General features: G+C 59.8%; 16 protein-coding genes. 7 read left to right on the top strand and 9 right to left on the bottom strand.

The window, feature by feature from the left end; all coding sequences use genetic code 11:
• Positions 1-9: 9 nt before the first annotated feature.
• From V7773_RS07425 to uvrD, 3 genes are all read right to left on the bottom strand, one after another.
• Positions 10-417, bottom strand: coding sequence for an SMI1/KNR4 family protein (locus V7773_RS07425; protein WP_030139083.1), 408 nt, complete (start codon positions 415-417; stop codon positions 10-12).
• Positions 418-557: 140 nt separating this feature from the next.
• Entirely contained in the window at positions 558-1,436 is an 879-nt protein-coding gene (locus tag V7773_RS07420) for a Tim44 domain-containing protein (protein WP_336072859.1), read from the bottom strand.
• A 312-nt stretch (positions 1,437-1,748) separates the two neighbouring features.
• A complete protein-coding gene (uvrD, locus tag V7773_RS07415; protein WP_063323716.1) occupies positions 1,749-3,932 on the bottom strand; it encodes a DNA helicase II in 2,184 nt (727 codons plus the stop codon).
• A gap of 261 nt (positions 3,933-4,193) precedes the next feature.
• Here uvrD and V7773_RS07410 point away from each other — a divergent pair, with 261 nt between their 5' ends.
• On the top strand, positions 4,194-7,064 hold the full coding sequence (locus V7773_RS07410; protein WP_336072858.1) for an EAL domain-containing protein: 2,871 nt from the start codon (positions 4,194-4,196) through the stop codon (positions 7,062-7,064).
• 56 nt (positions 7,065-7,120) lie between these two features.
• Here the strand turns inward: V7773_RS07410 and V7773_RS07405 are convergent, their stop codons facing one another.
• Both V7773_RS07405 and V7773_RS07400 read right to left on the bottom strand, forming a co-directional pair.
• A complete protein-coding gene (locus tag V7773_RS07405) occupies positions 7,121-7,435 on the bottom strand; it encodes a hypothetical protein (protein WP_336072857.1) in 315 nt (104 codons plus the stop codon).
• 306 nt (positions 7,436-7,741) lie between these two features.
• The gene (locus V7773_RS07400) at positions 7,742-8,176 is read right to left on the bottom strand and encodes a DUF3757 domain-containing protein (RefSeq protein WP_336072856.1); all 435 of its coding nucleotides are present in this window, start codon (positions 8,174-8,176) and stop codon (positions 7,742-7,744) included.
• 611 nt (positions 8,177-8,787) lie between these two features.
• Between V7773_RS07400 and hexR the strand changes: the two genes are divergently transcribed.
• The gene (gene hexR, locus V7773_RS07395) at positions 8,788-9,654 is read left to right on the top strand and encodes a transcriptional regulator HexR (RefSeq protein WP_003187110.1); all 867 of its coding nucleotides are present in this window, start codon (positions 8,788-8,790) and stop codon (positions 9,652-9,654) included.
• Between the two features lie 237 nt (positions 9,655-9,891).
• Positions 9,892-10,101 (top strand): PA3496 family putative envelope integrity protein, encoded by a 210-nt coding sequence (locus tag V7773_RS07390; protein WP_063323718.1) that lies wholly within the window; start codon positions 9,892-9,894, stop codon positions 10,099-10,101.
• Here the strand turns inward: V7773_RS07390 and V7773_RS07385 are convergent.
• Complete coding sequence (locus V7773_RS07385; protein ID WP_336072855.1) at positions 10,043-11,005, bottom strand: LysR family transcriptional regulator; 963 nt, start codon at positions 11,003-11,005, stop codon at positions 10,043-10,045. The two genes, V7773_RS07390 and V7773_RS07385, sit on opposite strands and share 59 nt — an antisense overlap.
• Before the next feature lie 187 nt (positions 11,006-11,192).
• Between V7773_RS07385 and V7773_RS07380 the strand changes: the two genes are divergently transcribed.
• Complete coding sequence (locus V7773_RS07380; RefSeq protein WP_063323719.1) at positions 11,193-12,608, top strand: acetyl-CoA carboxylase biotin carboxylase subunit; 1,416 nt, start codon at positions 11,193-11,195, stop codon at positions 12,606-12,608.
• 12 nt (positions 12,609-12,620) lie between these two features.
• Positions 12,621-14,429, top strand: a complete 1,809-nt coding sequence (oadA, locus tag V7773_RS07375; protein ID WP_336072854.1) for a sodium-extruding oxaloacetate decarboxylase subunit alpha — start codon at positions 12,621-12,623, stop codon at positions 14,427-14,429.
• Positions 14,430-14,492: 63 nt separating this feature from the next.
• Here oadA and V7773_RS07370 read toward each other — a convergent pair whose 3' ends face one another.
• The 3 genes from V7773_RS07370 to V7773_RS07360 all read right to left on the bottom strand — a co-directional run bounded on the left by V7773_RS07370 (position 14,493) and on the right by V7773_RS07360 (position 18,652).
• Positions 14,493-16,667, bottom strand: a complete 2,175-nt coding sequence (locus V7773_RS07370) for an autotransporter outer membrane beta-barrel domain-containing protein (RefSeq protein WP_336072853.1) — start codon at positions 16,665-16,667, stop codon at positions 14,493-14,495.
• 333 nt (positions 16,668-17,000) lie between these two features.
• Positions 17,001-17,834 (bottom strand): amino acid ABC transporter permease, encoded by an 834-nt coding sequence (locus V7773_RS07365; RefSeq protein WP_336072852.1) that lies wholly within the window; start codon positions 17,832-17,834, stop codon positions 17,001-17,003.
• Positions 17,831-18,652: an ABC transporter substrate-binding protein gene (locus V7773_RS07360; protein ID WP_063323723.1), complete on the bottom strand. Its 822-nt coding sequence runs from the start codon at positions 18,650-18,652 to the stop codon at positions 17,831-17,833. The genes V7773_RS07365 and V7773_RS07360 overlap by 4 nt, the downstream gene beginning before the upstream one ends.
• 115 nt (positions 18,653-18,767) lie before the next feature.
• Here V7773_RS07360 and V7773_RS07355 point away from each other — a divergent pair, with 115 nt between their 5' ends.
• Together V7773_RS07355 and V7773_RS07350 are read left to right on the top strand one after the other, a co-directional pair.
• Positions 18,768-19,667, top strand: a complete 900-nt coding sequence (locus V7773_RS07355; protein ID WP_336072851.1) for a homocysteine S-methyltransferase family protein — start codon at positions 18,768-18,770, stop codon at positions 19,665-19,667.
• 297 nt (positions 19,668-19,964) lie between these two features.
• The gene (locus V7773_RS07350; protein WP_336072850.1) at positions 19,965-25,331 is read left to right on the top strand and encodes an OTU domain-containing protein; all 5,367 of its coding nucleotides are present in this window, start codon (positions 19,965-19,967) and stop codon (positions 25,329-25,331) included.
• Positions 25,332-25,343: the final 12 nt, after the last annotated feature.

The following is a 25,343-nucleotide window of genomic DNA, read 5'->3' as shown; positions in this document are numbered from 1 at the left end:
CCATGGGGCTCAGCTTTCCAGCCAGACGTCCCGCGCCCAGTGCCAGACCGATTCCCAGGTTTCTTCGGCGATCAGCTCTTCGTCGGCCTGCCACAGCACCACAGTGCCGTCTTCTTCGACGCAATAGTAATCGTCGCCGTCCTGGCATATCGGGATCAGGCTGCGGTCGACACCGGCATCCCAGGCATTGGCGGCCACATCCGGCAGGTAGGTGTGGGATTGTGGATCGGTGACGGTCACCGGCTCCAGGCTGCCATAGACGACATCGCTGACGGTCAGCAAAAACTCCCTGAAGACGAATGGAATATCGATGAACAGCTGCTCTTCGATCTCTACCAGCAAGTCTTCGTCGGGCAACTCCAGCGGGACCGGTACGGGCTCGTTGGCTTCACGCAATTGTTCGATGATTTCTTCCACGTCCGGGGATCCTCTTTCTCGATGGCGCGGTTTTATATGGAGCGGTTTATACAGTAGCTCGCTATAGATGCAACCGCGAAATAGAAAACCCCGGCCTGAGCCGGGGTTCTTTTATTTCAACATGCAAAACGGTCAAAGGTTCAACCGTTCTGGCGGATACCGGCCACCAGCCAAGGCTGGTCATCGCCCTGGGCACGTTCCATGTTCCAGCTTTCGCTGAACGCTTCGCCCTTGTCGAAGCGAGAATCCTTCGACACACCGCTGAAGGTCAGGGTGGCGATGGTCTTGTCGGCGCGATCGTCGACGCCGTCCAGCTGCACGTGCAGATTGTCGATGTAGGTGGACTGGAAGCCATCACCCAGCTCGGCCCGCTCGCGCTTGAGGAACTCCAGTAGTTGCGGAGTCACGAACTCGGAGATCTTGTCCATTTCGTTCGCGTCCCAATGCTGCTGCAGGGCCATGAAGTGGTTGCGCGCGGCTTCGATGAAGCGTTGCTCGTTGAACCAGGCCGGCGCATTGATGACCGGACGAGCGGCCGCAGGCGCTGCCGAACCGCCGAAGATCGAACCACTGGCAGCAGGCTGCTGGTTGAACACCTCACGCTGCATCGGCGCATGGCCGGCTGGAGCGAATTGCTCCTGCTGCTTGCGACGACGAGCGGCAATGAAGCGGAAGACCAGGAAGGCGATGACCGCCATGATCAGGATGTCGAAGATCTGCATGCCCTGGAAGCCGTCGCCCATGAACATGGAGGCGAGCAGGCCACCGGCGGCGATGCCGGCCAGGGGGCCGAGCCAGCGCGAAGCACCGCTTGCCTTGGTGGCAGCGCCCGCGGCACCGGCAGCACCTGCGGTGGCAGCGGTAGAGCCGGCGGCAGAGGACGGCGCCATCTGGCTGGTCTGGTGAGTCGGGGCTGCCCCCGAGCTTTTACCACCGCCAAAGCGCTTGGCGGCATTGGCGTCGATGGCCATCGTCAGGCCAATGCACAGCGCCATGGCGATGCTAAGAAAACGTTTCATAATAAAGGCATTCCCATTTGTGGATAGCACGCGGGCCATGTTGCACAGGTGAAGTGTTGCTGGCTAGCGGCAGAGTGTTTCGGGCTTTTGCGTGACAGGTTAGGTTCAGCTTCAACCGCGCAAGAGGGCTTGTTCGATTTGGGCTGTAGGAAAAGTAAATAAGTTCGGTCGGAAACTAATGTGGGATGGGAGAAATACTTGTGGGAGCAAGGCTTGCCCGCGATAGCGATCGGTCTGACGCACCTGTGTTGAATGTGCCACCGCCTCGTGGGCAAGCCTTGCTCCCACAGCAAGGTGCTTCTTACGAAATCTTTAGATCGCTTCCAGCTTGGCATACCCCAGCATCAGCCACTTGCTGCCTTCGCTGAAGTTCACCTGCACCCGCGCCTGGGCGCCGGCACCCTCGAAGTTGAGGATCACGCCGTCGCCGAATACCGAATGCCGTACGGTCTGGCCGAGGCTGAAGCCGGTTTCCGGGATGTCGCTGCCGCCGAACAGGCTGCTGGTGCTTTGCTGCTGGCCGCCACCGAACGGACGGCTGACACTGTTGGACAGCCGCACTTCCTGGATCAGGCCCTTCGGTACTTCACGTACGAAGCGCGACACCTTGTTGTAGGTCTCGCTGCCATACAAACGTCGGGTTTCGGCGTAGGTCAGTACCAGATTCTGCATGGCGCGGGTGATACCGACGTAGGCCAGGCGCCGTTCCTCTTCCAGGCGTCCCGGTTCTTCCAGGCTCATCTTGTGGGGGAACAGGCCTTCTTCCATACCCACGAGGAACACGTAGGGGAATTCCAGGCCTTTGGCGCTGTGCAGGGTCATCAGCTGGATGCTGTCTTCATGTTCGTCGGCCTGGGTGTCGCCGGCTTCCAGGGAGGCGTGACCCAGGAAGGCCGACAGCGGTGTCAGGTCTTTGTCTTCTTCGGTACTTTCGAAGTTGCGCGCGGCGCTGACCAGTTCCTCAAGGTTTTCCACCCGGGCCTGGCCTTTCTCGCCTTTTTCCGCTTCGTGGTAGGCGATCAGGCCGGACTGCTCGATGACGGTTTGGGTCATCAAGTGCAGCGGCATTTCCCCGCACTTGGCGGCCAGGTCCTCGATCAGGTCCATGAAGGCCTTAAGGGCGCCAGCGGCGCGACCGGTCATGCCTTTGTTGACGACCAGTTGGTGCATGGCTTCCCACATGGACACGTGGCTGTGGCGCGCGTGATCGCGAATCGCTTCAACGGTTTTTTCACCGATGCCCCGTGTTGGCACGTTGATCACCCGTTCCAGGGCCGCGTCGTTGCCGCGTCCTTCGATCAGGCGCAGGTAGGCCATGGCGTTCTTGATTTCAGCACGCTCGAAGAAGCGCTGGCCGCCGTAGATGCGGTACGGGATCCGTTCGCGCAGCAAGGCCTCTTCCAGCACCCGTGACTGGGCGTTGGAACGGTACAGGATGGCGATGTCGCTGCGGGCCAGGCCGGTTTTCAGCGCGCTTTCGATGGTTTCCACCACGTAGCGGGCTTCATCGTGTTCGTTGAAGGCGGCGTAGAGATTGATCGCTTCGCCTTCGCCGCCATCGGTCCACAATTCCTTGCCCAGGCGCCCGGTGTTGTTGGCGATCAGGGCGTTGGCGGCCTTGAGGATGCCGGCGGTGGAGCGGTAGTTCTGTTCCAGGCGGATGACTTCGGCGTCCGGGAAGTCCGCCGAGTACTGGTGAATGTTTTCGATCTTGGCGCCGCGCCAGCCGTAGATCGACTGGTCATCGTCACCCACCACCATCAGGCTGTCGCCGCCCTTGGCGAGCAGGCGCAACCAGGCGTATTGCACGGCGTTGGTGTCTTGGAATTCGTCCACCAGTACATGCCGGAAGCGCTTCTGATAGTGAGCCAGCAGACCTGGGTGATCGCGCCACAGGTCCAGCGCCCGTAGCAGCAGCTCGGAAAAGTCGATCACCCCGGCACGCTGGCACGCCGCCTCGTAGGCCTCATAGATGCTGCGCATGGTCGCCAGGAACAAGTCGCCGCTGGCCTGGATGTGCTGCGGGCGCAGGCCTTCGTCTTTCTGGCCGTTGATGAACCACTGGGCCTGGCGGGCCGGCCAGCGCTGCTCGTCCAGGCCCAGTTCGCGGATTACCCGCTTGACCAGGCGTTGCTGGTCGTCGCTGTCCAGGATCTGGAAGGTCTGGCTCAGCCCGGCCTCCTGCCAATGCGCCCGCAACAAGCGGTGTGCCAGGCCGTGAAAGGTGCCGACCCACATGCCGGCAGGGTTGATGCCCATCAGTTGTTCGATGCGATGGCGCATCTCGGCCGCGGCCTTGTTGGTGAACGTCACCGACAGGATCGAATGGGGCGAGGCGTTCTCGACCTGGATCAACCAGGCGATACGGTGCACCAGCACTCGGGTTTTACCGGAGCCGGCACCGGCCAGGACCAACTGACGACCCACGGAGGCAGCTACGGCCTGACGTTGGGCATCGTTGAGGGAGTTCAGCAGAAGGGAGAGATCATCGCGCATCGGGGCATTCTAGGGGGCGGCGTCATCCCGGGCAAACCGAGCTTTGCATCAGCCGATAAAAGACCGCTTGATGATGACCGGTGGGTCATGGGCTACAGGCGTTGGCGGGACTCGCTCGAAAGGCTCGCCACCCAATGAAACAGCGACTTTTTTCCGTTTTTTTATGAGCTGGGGCAGTGTGGGATGCCCCGTGGCTTGTGTATGCTCGGTGCTTGTTTCGGGTTCTCCACGCTCCACTGAATAAGAACAAAAACAGTGCCAATGACCCTCAATTCCGATCCGGCGGGCCCCTGTGTGGAGCCGCGGGTCATCTGCAAGCAGTACGCCATGGAGATGGCGGTCGAGCGCACACGTCTGTTGTATCAAGGCTCGCTGCTGCCTACGCTGTTCATGCTGCTCAATGGTCTGGTCTGCGCCGCGCTGTTATGGGAGCCGCGGCGCTATTTCCTGGTCAGCGTCTGGCTCGTCTGGTTGTTGTCGCTGGTGGCCTTACGGGTGATCCAGGTGGCGGCTTTCGACTCGGCGATGCCGAGCCGCCAGGCACACCCGATCTGGTTGCGTATGTTTTTGCTGGGCTCGGCGATGACCGGCCTGACGCTGGCTGGGGCCGGTATCGCGCTGGTCCCGGCTGACAGTTTCCAGCAGCAGGCCTGGGTGTTCGGCCTGATTGGCGCGGCCGCCCTGTCGGCCAGCGTGGCCTACGCGGTGAGTCTTCCCGCATTCCTGTCCTTTACCTTGCCCTGCCTGTTACCGGCCATCGGCTACCTCTTCTGGGGCGGCGACGAGCAGCAACGCGGGTGGGGCTGGCTTGGGCTGATCGTGCTGGTCTCGCTGAGCGTGGTCGCCTGGCAAGTCAACCGCTTGATCCAAAGCGGCCTGTTACGGCGCTTCCAGAACCAGGCGCTGATCGAGCATCTGCAGCAAGCACAAACCCGCAGCGCCCAGCTCAACGACGCGCTGGCCCGGGAGGTCGAGCAACGTCGTTCGGCCGAGGAGAAACTGCGGGCGGCCCAGGTTGGCCTGGAGGCGCGGGTCGCGCAGCGCAGTCTTGAACTGGAGGTCGCCAGCCAGGCCCTGAGCAAGAGCGAGGCGCGTCTGGCCCTGGCGCTCAAGGCCAGTGAGCTGGGGTTGTGGGATTGGAACCTGCAGACTGACGAAGTCCATCACACTCAGCTCAAGGAGCTCTTCGGCCTGGAGCCCGAATACATCACGGCGATGCTCACTCACCTCACTCCGCGCCTGCACCCTCAGGACCTTCCGGCGCTCAAGCGGGCCTTGGTCGAACACCTCAAGGGCCGCAGCGAGGATTACCAGATCGAATACCGCGTGCGTCACGGCGATGGCCACTGGGTCTGGATCGAAGACCGCGGTCGGGCTGTGGAGCGCAGCGTCAGCGGACGGGTGCTGCGTATGGTCGGTACCCGGCGAGACATCAGCACCAGCAAGGAACTCGAGCAGCAACGGCAACTGGCGGCCACAGTGTTCGAAGCCGCCAGCGAAGGTATCGTGATTTTCGACCCCCACTACGTGCTACTCGCTGCCAATCAGGCGTTCACGCGGGTCACCGGTTTCAATATCGATGACATGCTCGGGCGCAACGTGGTGGACCTACCGTGCAGTCGCGACGCGCGCCGGCATTATCCCACCATTCGCCAAGCGCTCAAGCAGCACGGCACCTGGCAGGGTGAGTTGGTGGAGGCGCGGGCCAACGGCGAGTTGTATCCGCAATGGCTGCAACTGAACGTCGTGCGCAATGCGCGGGGAAATGTCAGTCATATCGTGGGCTTCTTCGCCGATCTTTCGGCGCGACGCGAATCCGAGGAGCGGATGCGCTACCTGACCCATTACGACGAATTGACCGGGCTGGCCAATCGCTCGCTGTTTCGTGAGCGCCTGCACGAAGCTCATCAACGTGTGCGCCAGGGCGGACGGCGCAGCCTGGCGTTGCTGCATATCAACCTGGACCGTTTCAAGTTGCTCAACGACAGCCTCGGTCATGACATCGCCGATCAGTTGTTGCAGAAAATGGCACGACGCCTGATCAATGCGCTGCCCGAGGCGGATACCATCGCGCGGCTATCGGGCGATGAGTTTGCGGTGCTGTTCGATGCCTATGGCAACCTTTCGAGCCTGGCGCGGGTGGCGACTCGGCTGGCCGCCAAGCTGCGTGTGCCACTGACCATAGAGGGGCATGAACTGGTGCTCAGTGCCTCGATCGGCATCAGCCTGTTGCCCGACAACACGCGAGAAGTTGCCATGCTGGTCAGCCAGGCGAACATGGCCATGCAACATGCCAAGCATTTGGGCGGCAACAATTTCCAGTTCTACACCGACAGCCTCCAGGCCAGCACGCTGGAGCGCCTGCAACTGGAGAATCAGCTGCGCAAGGCCTTGGAAGAGCAGCAACTGAAGGTTTTTTATCAGCCAAAACTGTGCCTGGCGACCGGTCGCCTGAACGCCGCCGAGGCGTTGGTGCGTTGGGATCATCCGGCCATGGGTCGGGTACCGCCGGGGGATTTCATTGGCCTGGCCGAAGAGACCGGGTTGATCGGGCCGATCGGCGAATTCGTATTGCGCCAGGCTTGTTGGCAGGCATGCGAATGGCAGCGCCAGGGGCTCGCGCCGATCAGGGTGTCCGTCAATCTGTCGGTGCATCAATTGCGTCAGGGCAAGCTGGTCAGCCTGGTGCGACAGGTACTGGAGGAAACCGGACTGGCGCCTCAATACCTGGAGTTGGAACTGACCGAGAGCCAGTTGCTCGACAGCGTTGAACACATCATCGCTACGTTCCAGCAATTGCGTGACCTTGGGGTCAAGCTGGCGATCGACGATTTTGGCACTGGCTACTCATCCCTGAGTTATCTCAAGCGCATCCCGGTGGATTACGTGAAGATCGACCAGGCGTTCATTCGCGGGCTGGGTGAGGGCAGCGTGGATGCGGCAATTACCCGGGCAATCATTGCCATGGCTCATGGCTTGTCGCTCAAGGTCGTGGCTGAAGGCGTGGAGCGGCAGGGGCAGCTTGAGTTCCTGGAAGCCGAGCGATGCGACGAGGTCCAGGGCTATCTCATCAGCCGGCCGGTCGAGGCCGAGGGCCTGGCCCAACTGCTGCGGGAGCAACGCCAGGAGTGAAACGTCCCGTCGGAGTGGCACGCACGGTGTCGCTCCGACGGGAACATGATGAGGTATTAATGGGTAATCATGACTTCATCAATGTGATGAACGAGTTGATTGTTGAAGAAGATGCTGACTCCGGTTACGTTCGAGTCGCCAAGCACTTTGTATTCGACCTGTTTGTTCGTGATAACTTGCAGTGCAACTTCATCACTTTGTTCCAGTTGCAAATCCAGGCGTAGATCGAAGGATTTGTCTTGTGTTTCACTCAGTACCAACTTTGGTGTGATGCCACTGTTCGATACCTCTACCGATCCATAGACACGGAACGAAGCGGCGCCGGGCATACGGTCAATTTGTGCGGTCCAATCTTTAGTAGTAATGCTCATAATGGGTAACTCCTGTAGGTTAAGTTGATTGCGTCCTGCGAGGCCAATATATCGGATTTGACGGAGTGTGGTGAGAGTTGTTGTGGTTGATATTGTAAGCGAAAGTTGGTTGTCAAGAGGGGCTTGTTTCTACTGTTCGGATATTGTTGCTTGAGCGGAACTAAATAGTCCGTGGTTCTGCTGCTAATGAGTTGGTTTCGCCCCGAATTAGGCTTGTGAAAGAGCTCCCAGTAATTTTAAACGTGTACCTGCGGTGAGGTGCAAGGCAGTTGCATCTCGCCGCAGGTAAGCTCCCTGGTTAGCGGTTTATTCTTCGAGTCGGGAGAACGCACAGGCGCCTTTCGCTTGGGTTGTGCACTCATAAATAGTTGTTCCGAAATAACCTTCTGCGGTTTTCCAGCTTTCCAGTTTTTCAAGCTTTACCGCTGCAGTTTTTCCCTGTGCGTTCAGTGGGTATAGTAGATTGACCTCGTTGCCGTTTTGGGTCGTGTAGGTACACCTCGCTATATGTCCACCCGTTGGGCTGGAAGAGCCAACCTTGGGCTGGTAGATACCGCCGACAAAGCGCTGCAATGGACTATTGTCACCTGTTTGTGCTTGGCCTAACCATCCACCCTCGGCCGAATAGTATGCGCCTGTAAGATGAATATTTTGTGCTTCCGGGCAAAACTCTTGAGACACAGCAAAAGCTTGAGTGTTGAGAAAAAAAAGCCCTGCAAGGTATATGTGTTTGTATTCCATTATCAGTCTTCTGTTTGGTGTTTATTGAATTTTTGAGTAAGGTAAGGAGTTTTTATGCTAGCAAGACAAAATGAAAAGCACTATCAATGCGAGGGTGAGTTTGTGTAACAGAATCTGAGGTTTAAGTAAACGCAGCTGTTTTGTGAACGAGGCAGGTGGGTTTAATGCGTTTGATAAACGGAAAAAATCAGCGGAAATAATATTATTTGGGAGGTGGGTTTTGTGTGATTGATAGGCGGCGGGCAGCATTTTAAGTTGGTCGAGCAAGTGAGACGCACCTCGACTGGGCTCAATTACCGTTTGCGCACCACCCTCTGGTTCATCGCAATTCAACCGTTCGGTGCGTGTGAGACAAGTGCTTCACCCAATTTGGAAGTCTTTCCAGCGTTTCCCTAACCAGTCAGCCGCTTTCGGAGGCCTCTGGTTCAGGGATGAGTGAGGTTTCTCGCGCATCAGAGCCTTCCTGGGTGGCTACATGGCTCGTTCTCCGCGAAAACAAGGGGTAGCAGGCTAACCCGGTTACGTATTGGGGCAGGCAAAAAGCCAATTCTTGTAGTATAACTACAAGCTTGCTACATCCCAGCACCTGCCCATAACAAGAGTCCAGCCCCTTGAACCTGTTGCAACACATCGCCCAGTCACGCCATTTGCTGCGCAAGTCGGAGCTGAAAGTCGCCGATCACGTACTGCTTGATCCGGCGGCCGTGATGCATAGCTCCATGGCCGATCTTGCCCACAGCGTCGGCATCAGCGAACCGACCATCGTGCGTTTCTGCCGGGCCATCGGTTGCTCGGGTTTCCAGGACCTGAAACTCAAGCTGGCGCAAAGCCTCGCCGCCGGTGCGAGCTTCGGTCAGTTTGCGATCCACGAAGACGATTCAGTGGCGGACTACAGCCTGAAAATCTTCGACACGACCCTGCATACGCTGATGGAGGTTCGCGAGAAGCTCGACCCGGTGGCGTTGCAAAAAGCCGTCACGGCCATGTCCCAGGCCCAGCGTGTCGAGTTTTATGGCTTCGGCGCGTCGGGCGCGGTAGCAGCCGATGCCCAGCACAAGTTCTTCCGGTTGCTACTGACGGCTGCAGCCTATTCCGACCCGCACATGCAGGCCATGTCAGCGGTGACCTTGAAACCCACCGATGTGGCGATTTGCATTTCCCAGTCGGGGCGTTCCAAGGACTTGCTGATCACCGCGAACCTGGTGCGCGAAAGCGGCGCTTCACTGATCACCTTGTGCCCGAGCCAGACGCCATTGGCGGAACTGTCCACGGTGAACCTGGCCATCGACGTGCATGAAGACACCGAGATCTACACGCCGCTGACCTCGCGCATTGCCCACCTGGTGGTGATTGACGTATTGGCGATGGGCGTCGCCATGGCTCGTGGTCCAAGCCTGGTCAACCACCTCAAGAGTGTGAAGCGCAGCCTTCGCAGCTTGCGGCTGTCGCCCAAGTCGGTGAAGGCGCTGGATGACTGAGCCCTGGTCCTGGGGCTTCTGTGGCGAGGGAGCTTGCTCCCGCTCGGCTGCGCAGCAGTCGCAAACCTGCTGTGTCTGGATAATCGTTCGGGGTCGCTTCGCAACCCAGCGGGAGCAAGCTCCCTCGCCACAGGGTGTCATCCGACCCGAATTCATCGTTCTGTAACGCACGCGCCGCCAAACCGTCATCCCGCGCCGTCATCGTAAAGCTCCCGTATACGTCTTGGGAGTCTCGACATGACCCAGTCCTACGAAGAACGCAGCGCCGTCAAAACCCGTCGTCAGCAGGAAGACCAGCGCCGCATGGCGTTCCGTCGTGCCATCGAAGACCGCTATGAACAGCGCCAGCTCCTGGCCGAAATCAGCGAATTTCCTGACGCGGCAGAGTTCAATTACTGGCAGGCAACGCCGGCGGCTTCCCGTCGAAGCGCTCAACCAGGCCGATGATCTGAGCGCGCTCACCGCGAACGAACGCCAGGAAGGCGTGAGCCACCGGTGACAGGCGTTTGGCCCGGGCTTGCACCAGGCACCAGCTGCGATACAGCGGCAACTCCTCCACCGGCAGCTCGATGAGTGCGCCGGACGACAATTCCCGGCTCACGGCGTGGCGCGTCAACAGTGCCACGCCCAGCCCGGCCACCACGCACTCGCGCTGGGCCTCCGCCGAGGCCACTTCCAGTGTCTGGGTGAAATGCACCCGTTTCTCCTTGAAATACTCCTCACAGGCCAGCCGCGTGCCTGATCCCGGCTCACGCAGCAGTAGCGTATAGGGCTCCAGGTCCTGCAAACGCAGCGGGCCTATGTGGCACAGCGGATGATCCGGCGGTGCCACGGCCACGATTGGATTGTTGAGGAACGGTAGGAATTCCAACCCCATGTCCTGAGGCACCATGGACATGATCACCAAGTCGTCACGGTTGTCCGAGAGCCGACGGATGACCTGGCCGCGATTGACCACCGTGAGGTTCAGGTTGACCTCCGGGTGCTGGCGCTTGAACGCGGCGAACAGGTGCGGGACGAAGTACTTGGCGCTGGACTCCACCGCCAGCTTCAATTGGCCTTGCAGTGAGCCCTGCATGTCCGAGAGCTGCATGTCGAGGTTTTCCAGGCGCCCGAAGATGTCCCGGCTGGCGCGTTGCAGCGCTTCGGCGGCCTCGGTCATGTAGAGTTTTTTGCCTACATACTCAAACAGTGGCTGGCCAATCAGCTCTTCAAGGGATCGAATCTGTAGGCTAACGGCCGGTTGTGTGAGAGACATTTCATCAGCTGCACGGCTGTAGGACCTCAGGTCGCACACCTCGTTGAAAATCTGCAATTGACGCAATGTCATACGCATCAATGACTTACGCATTTTCTAAGCACTCTCGACCGGGACGATTAGCACAACTATAAGTCTTTACTTATGCACGACCCAATAATTATTCATTTTTGTTAATCAACAGCCAGGACTAGTGTGGGGCTGCGACCAATTGTTACATCTGGTCACGCGTCGGCCTGGCCCCCAGGCCGTGGTATCACCGGCTCAAGGGAACCTCCAATTGATAACAAAGATCCTGATCGCCAACCGTGGTGAAATTGCCGTTCGAATCGTGCGCGCCTGCGCCGAGATGGGCATTCGCTCGGTCGCGGTCTACTCCGACGCGGACCGCCATGCGTTGCATGTCAAGCGTGCGGACGAGGCCCACAGCATCGGCGCCGATCCGCTGGCCGGCTATCTGAACCCGCGCAAACTGGTGAACCTGGCGGTGGAAACCGGCTGTGATGCCTTGCACCCCGGCTACGGTTTTCTCTCGGAAAATGCCGAACTGGCAGACATTTGCGCCGAGCGCGGCATCAAATTCATTGGTCCGTCGGCGGAAGTGATTCGCCGCATGGGCGACAAGACCGAAGCGCGCCGCAGCATGATCAAGGCCGGTGTACCGGTCACGCCCGGCACCGAAGGCAACGTATCGGGCATTGAAGAAGCGCTGACCGAAGGTGATCGGATCGGTTACCCGGTGATGCTCAAGGCCACGTCCGGCGGCGGCGGTCGTGGTATCCGTCGCTGCAACAGCCGCGAAGAACTCGAACAGGCCTTCCCGCGGGTCATTTCCGAAGCCACCAAGGCGTTTGGTTCGGCGGAAGTGTTCCTGGAAAAATGCATCGTCAATCCCAAGCACATCGAAGCGCAGATCCTCGGTGACAGTTTCGGCAACGTGGTGCACCTGTTCGAACGTGACTGCTCGATCCAGCGCCGCAACCAGAAACTGATCGAGATCGCGCCCAGCCCGCAACTGACGCCCGAGCAGCGCGCCTACATCGGCGACCTGTCGGTGCGCGCGGCCAAGGCCGTGGGCTACGAGAATGCCGGCACCGTGGAGTTCCTGCTCGCCGAAGGCGAGGTGTACTTCATGGAGATGAACACTCGGGTGCAGGTGGAACACACCATCACCGAAGAAATCACCGGTATCGACATCGTTCGCGAACAGATCCGCATCGCGTCCGGGCTGCCACTGTCGGTCAAGCAGGAAGACATCGTGCACCGGGGTTTTGCGTTGCAGTTCCGTATCAACGCCGAAGACCCGAAAAACAACTTCCTGCCCAGCTTCGGCAAGATCACCCGCTACTACGCCCCTGGCGGCCCGGGTGTGCGCACCGACACGGCGATCTACACCGGCTACACCATTCCGCCGTTCTACGATTCGATGTGCCTGAAACTGGTGGTCTGGGCGTTGACTTGGGAAGAGGCGATGGACCGTGGCCTGCGAGCCCTGGATGACATGCGCCTGCAGGGGGTCAAGACGACCGCAGCGTATTACCAGGAGATCCTGCGCAATCCGGAATTCCGCAGCGGCCAGTTCAATACCAGCTTCGTGGAAAGCCATCCGGAACTGACCAACTACTCGATCAAGCGCAAACCCGAAGAGCTGGCCCTGGCCATCGCCGCCGCCATTGCCGCCCACGCAGGCCTGTAAGGAACCATGACAATGTCCAAGAAGATCCACGTAACCGACACAATCCTGCGCGACGCCCACCAATCGCTGCTTGCCACCCGCATGCGCACCGAAGACATGCTGCCGATCTGCGACAAGCTCGACAAAGTCGGCTATTGGTCGCTGGAAGTCTGGGGCGGCGCGACATTCGATGCCTGCGTACGCTTCCTGAAGGAAGACCCGTGGGAACGTCTGCGCCAACTGCGCGCGGCACTGCCCAACACCCGTCTGCAAATGCTGCTGCGCGGCCAGAACCTGTTGGGCTATCGCCACTACAGCGATGACGTGGTCAGGGCGTTCGTGGCAAAAGCGGCGGTCAACGGCATCGACGTGTTCCGTATTTTCGATGCGATGAACGACGTGCGTAATCTGAAAGTCGCCATCGAAGCGGTGAAGGCTGCCGGCAAGCATGCCCAGGGCACCATCGCCTACACCACCAGTCCGGTGCACACCATCGATGCGTTCGTGGCCCAGGCCAAACAAATGGAAGCCATGGGTTGCGACTCGGTGGCGATCAAGGACATGGCCGGCCTGCTGACCCCCTATGCCACTGGCGAGCTGGTCAAGGCGCTGAAGAGCGAGCAGTCGCTGCCAGTCTTTATCCACTCCCACGACACCGCCGGCCTGGCCGCGATGTGCCAGCTCAAGGCGATCGAAAACGGTGCCGATCACATCGACACCGCGATCTCCAGCTTCGCCTGGGGCACCAGCCATCCCGGTACCGAGTCGATGGTTGCGGCCCTTAAAGGCAGTGAGTTCGACACCGGCCTGGACCTGGAACTGTTGCAGGAAATCGGCCTGTACTTCTACGCCGTGCGCAAGAAGTACCACCAGTTCGAAAGCGAGTTCACCGCGGTGGACACCCGCGTCCAGGTCAACCAAGTACCGGGCGGGATGATCTCCAACCTCGCCAACCAGTTGAAAGAGCAGGGCGCGCTGAACCGGATGAATGAAGTGCTAGCGGAAATCCCGCGGGTGCGCGAAGACCTCGGCTTCCCGCCGCTGGTGACCCCGACCTCGCAGATCGTCGGTACCCAGGCGTTTTTCAACGTGTTGGCCGGTGAGCGCTACAAGACCATCACCAACGAAGTGAAGCTCTATCTGCAGGGCGGTTACGGCAAGGCGCCAGGTTCGGTGAACGAGAAATTGCGTCGCCAGGCCATCGGCAGCGAAGACGTGATCGATGTGCGTCCGGCCGATTTGCTCAAGCCGGAAATGACCAAGCTGCGCGGTGAAATCGGTGCGCTGGCCAAGTCCGAGGAGGACGTACTGACCTACGCCATGTTCCCGGACATCGGTCGCAAGTTCCTGGAAGAGCGCGAAGCCGGCACCTTGACTCCGGAAGTGCTCTTGCCGATCCCTGAGGCGGGTAGCGTGAGCTCGGTGGGCGGTGAAGGTGTGCCGACCGAGTTCGTCATCGACGTTCACGGCGAAACCTACCGCGTCGACATCACCGGGGTGGGCGTCAAGGCCGAAGGCAAGCGACACTTCTACCTGTCCATCGACGGCATGCCCGAAGAGGTCGTGTTCGAACCGCTCAATGAATTTGTCGGCGGCGGCAGCAGCAAGCGCAAGCAAGCCACTGCGCCGGGCCACGTCAGCACCACCATGCCCGGCAACATCGTCGATGTGCTGGTCAAGGAGGGCGATGTGGTGAAGGCCGGTCAGGCCGTACTGATCACCGAAGCCATGAAGATGGAAACCGAAGTGCAGGCGGCCATCGCCGGCAAGGTCACCGCGATTCATGTGGTCAAGGGCGACCGGGTCAATCCGGGCGAGATCCTGATCGAGATCGAAGGCTGATTTAACAGTCTCGATACAACGTTTTAACCTCGGGGGGGCATGTGCTCCCCTTTTTTTTGCCTGTCAGAACATCATCCGCCACTGCCCCATCAGCGCGCCGTTGCGATTGTCCTGGCCGGTTTCACCCTTGTAGCTCACCCCCAACGTGTGTCGTGGCGAAACGGCCAGGTCCAGGCCGGCTTCCAGCAGCAAGCTGTCCCGGTCCAGCTCGATGCCCTCGACGGTATAGGTCATGCCGCCGTCGACCAGACGTTGCCGGGAGCTGCCTCGGACGTCGCCATAGAGGTGTTTCCAGCCGACATTCAGGCGCGGCGTCAACCGCGCTCCCTGGTCAAGAACGAAAGGGCGGGCGAGGTGCAGGCCCAGCTCGCTGGTGTAGTGGTCTTGGGTCTGGCTCTCGAACTGCAGCGCCGCGTCGCCACCTTTCTCCTTGAAGTGATCGCGTTGGTAGTGCTGGTAGCCCAGTTGGACGTAGGGCTCGATATCGAAATGCCCGACGTCCAGGTTGTAGCCGACTTGCCCGAAAACCTGCTGCGTGTTGGCGTCGTAACGACCTTTGAGTCGATCGCTGAAACCGTTGAAAGCCACGTGGCGCTTGGTGCTGCCGTCGTGATCGCCATACACCGCGCCCAGGCGTAGCGCCAGCGGCCCATCCTGACGCAGGGCATAGGCGCCGACATGCCAACTGTCGAGCCGGCCCTCGAATCGATGACCGTCCAGCCGCGTCTCGCTCTTGGCGCCGATGATCCCCAGGCGCCAAGTCGGGTTGATCGCCCAGTCGGTTCCCAACAGCAAACCTGTTGTCGAGTGCTTTAGCGCGTAATCGTCCAGATGCTTACCGACGCGGCCACTGTTGCCGATGGCCTGGACCCAGAGCTGCCCATTGCCGTGGGCGCCCTGCGGAGTGTTCTGGCCCATGGCCGCGAGCATGCCGGTGCTGATGGGCGCGACACTGCTCAGGGTAGCGTTGCCCAGGTCGGCGGTGTCGTAGCCGCTCAACTGGTCGAGGGCATCGGCGGCGGTGACTAAGTTGCTGCCGAGCAGGGCGTTGATGGCGGCGTTGGGTTTCGCGACGGGGATGTTGTGCGGCAGGCTGGTGGGTTTCGGTTCAATGCTGGCGACTGGCGACGCTTGGCGGGGACGTTGTGCCGGATCATCGACTTTTGCTTGGGTTGTAGGTGCCTCAGCAGCCGCTACATTGTCGACAGTCTTGGGCGGCAGTGGCGTGGCCGTTTGCGGTTCTTTGATACTGCCGATGAATCTTTCTGCGTTTTCGTTCTTTGCTGCAGCGTTGAGTGGAACGCCATTGCGCGCATACGTCAGGCCAACCTCCGTCCCGCTGTAGTGCGGGGTTGCGGTCATGAAGGGGAGATTGTTGATGATCGTGCCGAACGCCCCCTCGATCTGCTTCGCACGGATCACGGTGTGCTCGCTTGTGCCCATGTCCTCAACCTGTACGGCGTCGATTCTCAGGGTCGCATCGTTCAGCGTCGCAGTGCCTGCGACATTGATCGTGGTGCTGGCGCCAGCAGCATCGATGCCGTAGATCAATTCAGCGCCTTTCAACAGTTCAAGGTTTCCGCTGATCGAGGGTGCACCGACTTCAGGACCGACCTTCAGCTGGCCTGCCACGCTCAGGAACCCTACAGATCCGTTGCCGCTGAAGCTGGCCTTCTCAAGTACATGGACTGCGCCATTTACTGTGCCTGAGTTGGTCATATGGGCGCTTGGCTCGACGATTACGCGACTGGCGACGACCCCCTTGTTATCGAACGCACCGAGAACCCCGATTTGCCCGTCGATATGGCCGGTGTTTACAAGTTTGGTCTGTGCTTCGATCACTCCCCAACCGGCAAAATTTCCGGTGTGCTCCCATTCGCCTTGAGTGACCTGCAAAGCCTGAAAATTGCGGGTCTCAGCCAATATAGGATGCTGGGCGGCGTCCAGTTGTAGGACGTTTTTTCCACCACCACCGTCGATGATCCCGGGGAATTTTCCTTTTCCGCTGATGACGACCAGATCGTTTTTGCCAGTCCATTTCTCGCCGCCTCTGCGGGCGATATTGGCGTTGTGCCGTTTGGTGTCAGCAGCTTCGGCGAAGGCCTTGAGTTGCGCTTGTTGCTCGGCAGTCGTGAAAATCTCGACAGGTTGTTGAGCCATCGAAACCTCGGCACAGCCAAGTGCCAAGGCTATGGCCAGCGCGAGGTGTAGGGGCAGGAACAGGTATTGGGTAGGCATCGAATGCGACCTCTCGTGAAGGAGGTCGCACTTTAAGAATTCCACCTGGGCGGCGATGCCAGCCATTTTCTCGCCGCAGGCAAGATTCGGCGGATGAAATCTGTAGGCTGCTCATGCTGCGATCAGCGTGGCGGTTCGTTGGCTTTCATGGTTCGAAGCTTTGCCTTACAGCCTGCTCGGACCTTTCTATTTGAGATCGGTGTTTGACGGATCAATGCCCCTACCGCTAGGCACCTCGCCTAGGCTCGGTGTGCAGTTAAAAACTGTTACCTATGTGCATGAACCGATTTGTAACCCATGTGGGTGAGTCATACCGGCAACGCTGGTAACGGCTCAGCGGTTATTCAGATACGCCTTCCCATAATGCCGCTCCATCCGCGCCTGGATCAGTTCCAACGCAATGGACATCAACCAATAGATAATCGCCGCCGTCGTCAGCATCTCGATATAGCGATAGCTGGAACGACCATAGGACTGCGCCAGGAACATCACTTCCCAAACCCCCATCACCGAGATCAGGGAGGAGTCCTTGAGCATCGAGATGAACTGGTTGGTGGTCGGCGGGATGATGGTGCGCATGGCCTGGGGCAGGGTGACGCGCCAGAAGATCACGGTTTCGCTCAGGCCCAGGGCGAGGGAGGCTTCGCGTTGGCCGTGGGGGACGCCGAGGATGCCGGCGCGGAAGATTTCGCTCAGGTAGGCGCCGTAGTTCAGCGACAGCGCGATGATCCCGGCGGCGATGGCGCCCGGGACCACGCCCAGTTGGGGCAGGCCCAGGTAGATCAGCAGGATCTGGATCAGCAGCGGCGTGCCGCGAAAGAATGACGCGTAGAAACTGGCAATGCCGAACGCCACCGCGCTGCTGGACAGCCGCGCCAGAGCGGTGATGAAGCCCAGCAGTGACGACGCGACGATCGAGCACAGGCACAGGAACAACGTCAGCACCGCGCCCTGCAAAAAGCCATTGGGCGCCAGGTGCACGCCCAGCAGGTTCGGCAGTTTGTCGAGGATGATGGAGAACTTCAGGTCGAAGCTCAGGAAGAAACTCGCGAACAGCACCAGCATCGTCGCCCAGGTCAGGTACAACCGGGTGCGAAAACCGAAGATTTTTTGCAGGCGAGACTCAGCCACCGTTGGCGGTGGCTGAGGGGGTGGAAAAGAAGTCATTGGGTGATGTCGGCGCCGATCCATTTTTGCGAGAGTTTGCTCAAGGTGCCGTCTTGTTTCAACTGGGCGAAGACTTCACGCACCTTGTTGTCCCACTGGGCATCGCCTTTTTCGATGGCCACCGAGTTCGGTTCGGAATAGAGCGGTTCGCCGGCCAGCTTGAAGCGCTTGTCTTCGGTCAGGCGCGGCTGTGCGGTCACCAGGTTGGTCAACACCGCATCCAGGCGCACCCCGGCGCCCAGGCCGAGGTCTTGGAACGCTACGTTGTCGGTGTCGTACGGGGCGACCTGCACGTCCTCGAAGGGATAGCTCAATTGGGTGTCTTCGGCGCCTTCGATCACCAGGTTCTTGTTCAGGTAACTTTCATAGCTGGAGGCGCTGGTGAGGCCGACTTTCTTGCCGCTCAAGTCCTTGGCGCCGTGGATACGGTCATCCTTGGCGTTGACCACGATGACGGCTGGGGAGGCGTAGTACTGCACCGGGAAATCGAAGACTTCGGCGCGGGCCTTGCTCGGGGTCATGGAGCAGATGCAGATGTCATAGCGCCCGCTCCAGTGCCCGGCCGCGATTACGTCCCAGGAAGGGGTTTCCAGGCGCAGCTTCACGCCCAGTTTCTGCGCCACGGCCTTGGCCACGTCGACGTCGAAACCGTCGAGCTGGTTCTGATCGTTGAGGAACGAGAAGGGTGGGTAGCTTTCCATCAACACACCGACCAGTTCTTTTTTCTGTTCGATGCGATCGAGCGTGGCGCCGGCGAACGCCTGCGACGAGGCGGCCAGCAGAGTCAGGCCCAGGGCCAGCAATGGTTGTAATTTCACGTGAGATCCCTGGGGTAGAAAAATAAGTTGTAGTGAACCGAATGGTGCGTATTAAATAGTTATAAGAACAACTCCGGTAGTGAGTATTTTTCATAAGCTTATGAGTGAATCGCATATGGGCGCAGCAACGACAGTCATTCTCGATGGCGGCATGGGCCGCGAACTGCAACGCCGTGGCGCGCCGTTCCGGCAACCCGAGTGGTCGGCCCTGGCCTTGAGCGAAGCGCCCCAGGCGGTAGAGGCGGTGCACGCGGCTTACATCGCCAGCGGCGCCAGCGTGATCACCAGCAACAGTTATGCCGTGGTGCCGTTCCATATTGGCGAGGCGCGTTTCGCCGCGGAAGGCCAGGCGCTGGCCGCCCTGGCTGGAGAGCTGGCGCGGCGGGCGGTGCAGGCTTCGGGCAAGACGGTACGGGTGGCCGGGTCGCTGCCGCCGTTGTTCGGTTCCTATCGCCCAGACCTGTTCGATGCTTCCCGCGCCAGTGAACTGTTGGCTCCCCTGGTGACCGGCCTGGCGCCCCATGTTGACTTGTGGTTGGCCGAGACTCAAAGCTCTACCGTCGAAGCGCGGGCGATTCACGCCGGGCTGCCGCAGGACGGCAAGCCGTTCTGGCTCTCGTTCACGCTGAAAGATGAAGACACCGACGAAGTGCCGCGCCTGCGCTCCGGCGAACCGGTGGCGGACGCGGCGGTGGTCGCGGCCGAGCTGGGCGTCGAGACGCTGCTGTTCAACTGCAGCCAGCCGGAAGTGATCGGCGCAGCCATTGATGCGGCGCGAGACACCTTCGAGCGCCTGGGCGTGAAGATCCACATCGGTGCCTACGCCAACGCCTTCCCGCCGCAACCGAAGGAAGCCACGGCCAACGACGGTCTGGATCCGCTGCGCGAAGACCTCGATCCACCGGGGTATCTGCAGTGGGCGGCTGACTGGCAGAAGCGCGGGGCGAGCCATTTGGGCGGCTGCTGCGGGATCGGGCCGGAGCATATTGCGGTGTTGGCGCAACAGCTACCCTGATCGGCTGGAATCCTTTCGGGTCGTGGGCCCCTTGTGGCGAGGGAGCTTGCTCCCGCTGGGCTGCGCAGCAGCCCCAAGATTTTGCGGTCGCTGCGCAACCGAGCGGGAGCAAGCTCCCTCGCCACGGATGAAATTCTGCAAGCAGCACCCCAAAGGTGCCTCCTGAGTGCACGATTCGGAAGACATCCCGCCTTACGCTTTTCTCCGAGCCCGCCAGCCACCCCTATACATATGTATGTCATTTCCGGTCGAACGGCGCGATAGGGTCCCAGTCCTTATCACAACCGGGACACCTCAATGTCTGCCTTTTCTGAACATGAACCTGGCGCGCCGTCGCCTCTTCCTGCCGCACGCCTGAAGCCCATCACCCTGTTAGCCAACGGTGCTCGATTTCAACCGCATGTATTCGCCGATCAATGGCTAGGTCAATGGGGCCTGACCGGCGATGCGCAGGTCAACGTCACGTATCAAGAAGTCGAGACTATCGACTCGGCCGCCGCCACCCAGAGCACCTCGGTGCCTTTGCGTGACGCCGTGACCCAAGGCTTTCTGATCGCTCATCAAAGCCGCGGATCTTCCTCTGGTCACTCCCCCCGCGAGGGCTGGATTTATCCCCACATCAGTCACATGTCCCTGGACTTCTCGGCACTGCGGGTCAACGGCAAGGCCCTTGCGCCAGACGTTCTGCAGCAATTGCGCGCCGGCATTGCGCCCGGCTACCAGGGCATCGGCCAGCCCGTCATAACTGAGGTGGATGCCCAGGGCAATCTGCTCGGTGCCCGTGAAAAGGAACAGGCCAGGCAATTGGCGTTGCTGGACACCAATCAGGTGAAACTGGCGCGCTTGTTTGCCGCTCTTCCAACGTTCGACTCGGTGCTCAAGAATCTGCTGGCCAGCCGGATCAAGGCGAAGATCCCGCAGAAGAAATTCCGTGGATCGCTGCTTCAAGACATCGACCCGGATCACTGGTATGTGAACCACTTTACCGTTGACGCGACGGGCAGCCGTTCATTGACCTCGTCGCAGCGTTTTTCCGACGTGATGCTGGACTGCCTGGTGACGGATACACCGCCCACTTACGCGGTCGGCAGCGTCGGGTTCTTCAGTCGCCCAGACTCGGTGGAGGAGGCCGACAGCGTCTTTTCCAGCCCGCTGGACACGAAAACGGCAGCGACCCTGGAGGCCGTGTTCTATATCGCCCAGCCCACCGGCAATGAAGAATTGAAACAACAATGGCGCGACGATCTCACGCGCTTTCGTAACAGCAGCGGCGCAGACGTTCTCGATACGCCAACCCCGGCGCCCACCACGCACGCGGCACTCGCTCATCTGCTGTCCCGACGTTTTTTGCACTTGTTCGACCTGTACAGGATCGATCGCGATCCAGGCACCCAATCGAGCCCGGACGCACGGACCTGGCAGGCAGAGGAAGATCGCCTGTTGGACCTCATCACCACCCATCCTTCCATGGCCGACAGAAACCGCTTGCTGCGGGCCCCCATTCCCCATGTCTACGCCGTCATGCTCGACATGGGCACCGCAGCGCCGAAGAAATGGCCGGCGGCGATGGTGATCAAACGGACCGATCAGCCCTATCTGTTCCTGTACTCCCTGGAAGGCGGAATACGGCGATTCAATTCTGTCCAAGACCTGATCAATAAAGTGAGCCCCATCTACGAAGGACAGAAACGTGCGATCCGGGATATTGCCTCCGAATTGTCCGGGTCTGTGTTTGAAGTGGCGGCAGATGACCTGTTGCAGATTCAAAGCACCGCCCTGGAAAGGTATTTGAATGCTCCGGGAAACGAGACGGTCGCTTTGACGGCGTTTGCCCTGAGCGCTGAAGATGCGCTGGACTTGCCCATGTTGTCGCTGGCCGGGCCGCTGGCGGTCCGTCAGGAAATCCTGGTTGAAAACAGCCGTGGCGATTTCTACAAGACCGCCACGCGTACGGAAAAATCGACCTATCGCAGCCTGGAAACCCAGGTCTTGGAGGCGGCCTATCAGTTGGGCAGTAGCGATATCCAGACCTTGTTGCAGTTCACCCGCCAGAAGGTCAAGGAGTACCTGCAAAAAACCGTGCACCCCGGCATCGATCCCGATCCGGACCAGAGCCTGGTCACGTTCTTCTATGGCCAACGCGCCAACCCAAGGCAGTCGCGCAGCACCAGCCTGACCCAACTGTTGCTCGACAACCTGCGCCCGGCTCAATACCCGAACGGCATGCGCGAAGTGTTGAGCGTTTACCTGGTCGATGAGGACGGCCAACGCATCCGGAATCCGGCCAACGGCTATTTCATCACGTTGACCGGGCGCGAACTGGCGCGGATGGTGACGAGCATCGATGCCGGTGGCAGTTATCAAGCCATGCTCAAGGAGGCGATGAATAAACCGGACTATAAAAAGACTTGGCAGACCGCGTACCTCGCCAATTTGAAATTCAAAGGCTACGAGGCCTCGCTCAAGGGCGACGAGGTGTTCAAGGCCAGCCTGATCGATAAGGCTTTCAATCCTCCGAAACCGGCAAAGAAGCTCGCCCTCTGGCTCGACGCCGTCCTGCGCTCGCCATCAGCCAGGCACCGCGCGCCGGTCATGGGGTGCGCGGTTCATGTCTACGGTCTTTTGCTGGGTGGCAGCATGGCGGCGGGCGGGCAGCAGGCCAGGCAGAGCAATGCGACCAGCATCGATGGCGCGCTGATCTTTTCCGATCAGGCGGGGCCGGATATCAAGGGCACCGTTGGCGTTTATTTCCCGGATGCGCCCGAGGGGGAAGACTTCCATGAGTTTGCCGATCTGAGCGATGGCATTGCGCAGCTGTTGCCCCGTGAGGACTGGCAAGAATATTTCCGGGCACGCATTTCCACCAGCAACCCGGCGGAAATCAAGCGGACACTGGGGCAGCAGGGTGGTCGTCCGTTGATTCGCGGCGCGTTGATCACCGGCGACCTGTTCGAGGCGCTGCATCGAGCGCACGTGTACTTTCACAGCGCCCATGCCGATCACCGCTCCAACAGCAACCGGGATGTTCGCCATCAAACCTATGGCCGGTTCGGACAGATGGTGATCGAGATTGTCCTGGAGCTGGCCGGGCTGTTCCTGGCGCCCGGTATCCACATGCTCAAGAGCGCCATCAAGACCGGTTTGCTGATATTCAGGACCGGGGCCATTCCGCTGAACTTGAGAACCCTGGCGCTGGTGCACACCATAGCGAACCACGGTGGATGGCGCCTGTCCGCAGGCGTGGCGGTGCCCACGCGAAGCCAGTCGTTTTTCCGCGCGGTGACGGCACGCCAGAGTCCGGAGGAGGCGCTGACCGGATTGCCGTTGGACAGCGCGATCTACGGCCGTTATGCCGTGGCGGATACCTCGGTGATACAAGGTCTGGCAGCGGACGCCCGGGGCTTCTATCGTGCGACGGTCAGCGACGTGGCGACAGGTCGCGTGATAGCCCGCCCCGTGTACGTACGCCAACCCGATGGCACGGTGTTCCGGGTCCACGACCAGACGAAGCTGAACGCCACCGAGGCCGTGCTCGTCGATCCGCTGACAGGGTTGAACATCCGCTCCAGCGGCGTCATGAGAAGTACGGTGGCGCGAATGTCGGACGGAGAATGGCGCACCGTGGGATTTGGTCGGGGAGGCGGTAAACGACCGGCGGACTCATCGCCTCAGCCCGGACCATCCAAGCCCAAGATCCCGGCCATGGCGCTCTCTACCGTTGCCGCTTCGATTCGGACCCCGGGTACCTGGAACACCCAGGTCATGGACCTGGTCCCGTCGATCATGACGCGTCTGGCGAGTTGGCCACAGAACCGTAGCCTGTTGATCATCGATGAGTTGACGCCTGAGCGTGTCTGGTCGGTGCGCTATAGCCCTGGGCAGGACGAAACCATTTTTCCAATGGATGGCCATCCGGATCGAGCAGACACCGATGTGGTGTTGCGTCGAACGGCGCAGAATCATTACAGCGTGGTGCTGGGCGAAGAGATCGTCGAGATTCCTGCCGACGGCGATTGTTTCTTCAATGCTATGACGCGTGGCTTGAATGAAGGGCAAGCGCAGGAAACGTTTTCGATGCAAGGTTTGCGAAACGAAGTGGCCGATTATGTCGATCAGCATCCGCAGCTAGGCCATTACCTGCCGCCGCAAGCCACCCGGATCCAGGAAGCGCTTTTTGAAAATGCGCCTTCGCTGGTCAACCTGATGGGGCAGGCGGCGATGCTCGATCTCACTCGGATTGTTTATGGCGCGCCCAATCCGCTTCGCCTGTTTCAACCGGTCCTGCGTTATCTGGACTTGTATGCGAACAGTTCGGTGCGCACGGCGATCACTGCACACCCTGGAACCAGGTTGCCGCCAGAAATCCTCGAGCAAGTCGGGCGTATATTGTCTGATCGGCCTCCGGCCAGATTGGTGCCAAGCATCAACGCTCCCTTCACAGGGCAGGAAAGACAATCCATGGACCAACTGTTCCAGGACATCCTGGAGGGGCCCGTTGAGCCTGAACTGATCCAGGCCCTGCTTGATGACCAGTTCCTCCTGATCACTCCTGACGTGGCCCATATCCTGCTGGAGTACGGCGTGACCGCAAGGCAACTGGTCAATCACCATCCCAATAACAGTTCGGCTTATATCCTGTATGACGAAGCGCTGCACGGTCATCTGGACGAAGACCAGCTTGAAGCCCTGCTCGATGGGGCCTACCTGGTCAATAGCGATGATCTGGATGATGCCAAGAGTTTGTTGGTGGCCGATTCTGGCAAGTACGTCAGTGATACTTCGGAGCTGTTCGATCATTTCATTTACACGGACAGGGCCGATAGGACTGTCAATTTGTTCAAGACCGCTCTCGGGCGTTTTCCCGTCTTGCTGAGACGGGCGAATTTTCTGTTCAGGTCGCCGATCATTGCGCATAACCTGGGCGGTTTGTTGCGGGTCGGCGAAGTGGCCCGGTGGCTACGTAACCCGGCCTTGTCCGATAGGCGTTTCCAGCTTCTTGCGGAGTATGCGAACACCCGCTACAGCGAATTGCAGCGCACCGAAAGCATCGATGTCGACTGGATGCAGTTGTTTGACGACCGGAACCTGGAGAACATCGTCACGCGTCATGAAGAACTGGCGGATTTCCTGGAATTTCTGGGAGGCGCGTGGGGGAACATCATGGACAACGACATCCCTGCGGTCGCCAAGCTGTTCAGTTTTGCCGGGCAGCCGCCGTCCAACGCCAGGGTTGCCCTGCTATTCGAGACCCCGAATCTGTGGAGCTCTCTGCAGAAACTCCGAAAGGATTACGCCAGCCAGATCTGGGCCGACCTGATCGGGCCGCACTTCAGCGACGCCACCATCCGAAAGACACTGGCCGAACCCCGGGCACTGAATTCCGAGTTGCATCTTGCCCTGGCCTTGAGAGGCAGCCTTGCGCCGGAAGAGTTCCGCGCGAACCAGATTATCCAGCGTCTGCTGTCCATCGGCCAACGGCGGGCCCAGCAGTATCTGTATAACTTCGATTTTCCGACCGATCGCCTGGGCCATAGCCGCCTGGATTTTGCCGTGTACGTGGAAAGCCACCTGGCCATTCCGGACTGGGCCTGGCAGTACGCAAGGCGAGGTGTGACCCCGGATTCACTCAAGAAGATTGGTGAGGTGAAGCCTAAACCTGAGTGATGATGATTTGCT

The organism is Pseudomonas sp. 3JA, assembly GCF_036961705.1.
In the GTDB taxonomy this organism is placed as follows: Bacteria; Pseudomonadota; Gammaproteobacteria; order Pseudomonadales; family Pseudomonadaceae; genus Aquipseudomonas; species Aquipseudomonas fluorescens_Q.
Note: the sequence above shows the minus strand (reverse complement) of the source record. Positions and strands in the feature narration are given on the sequence as shown.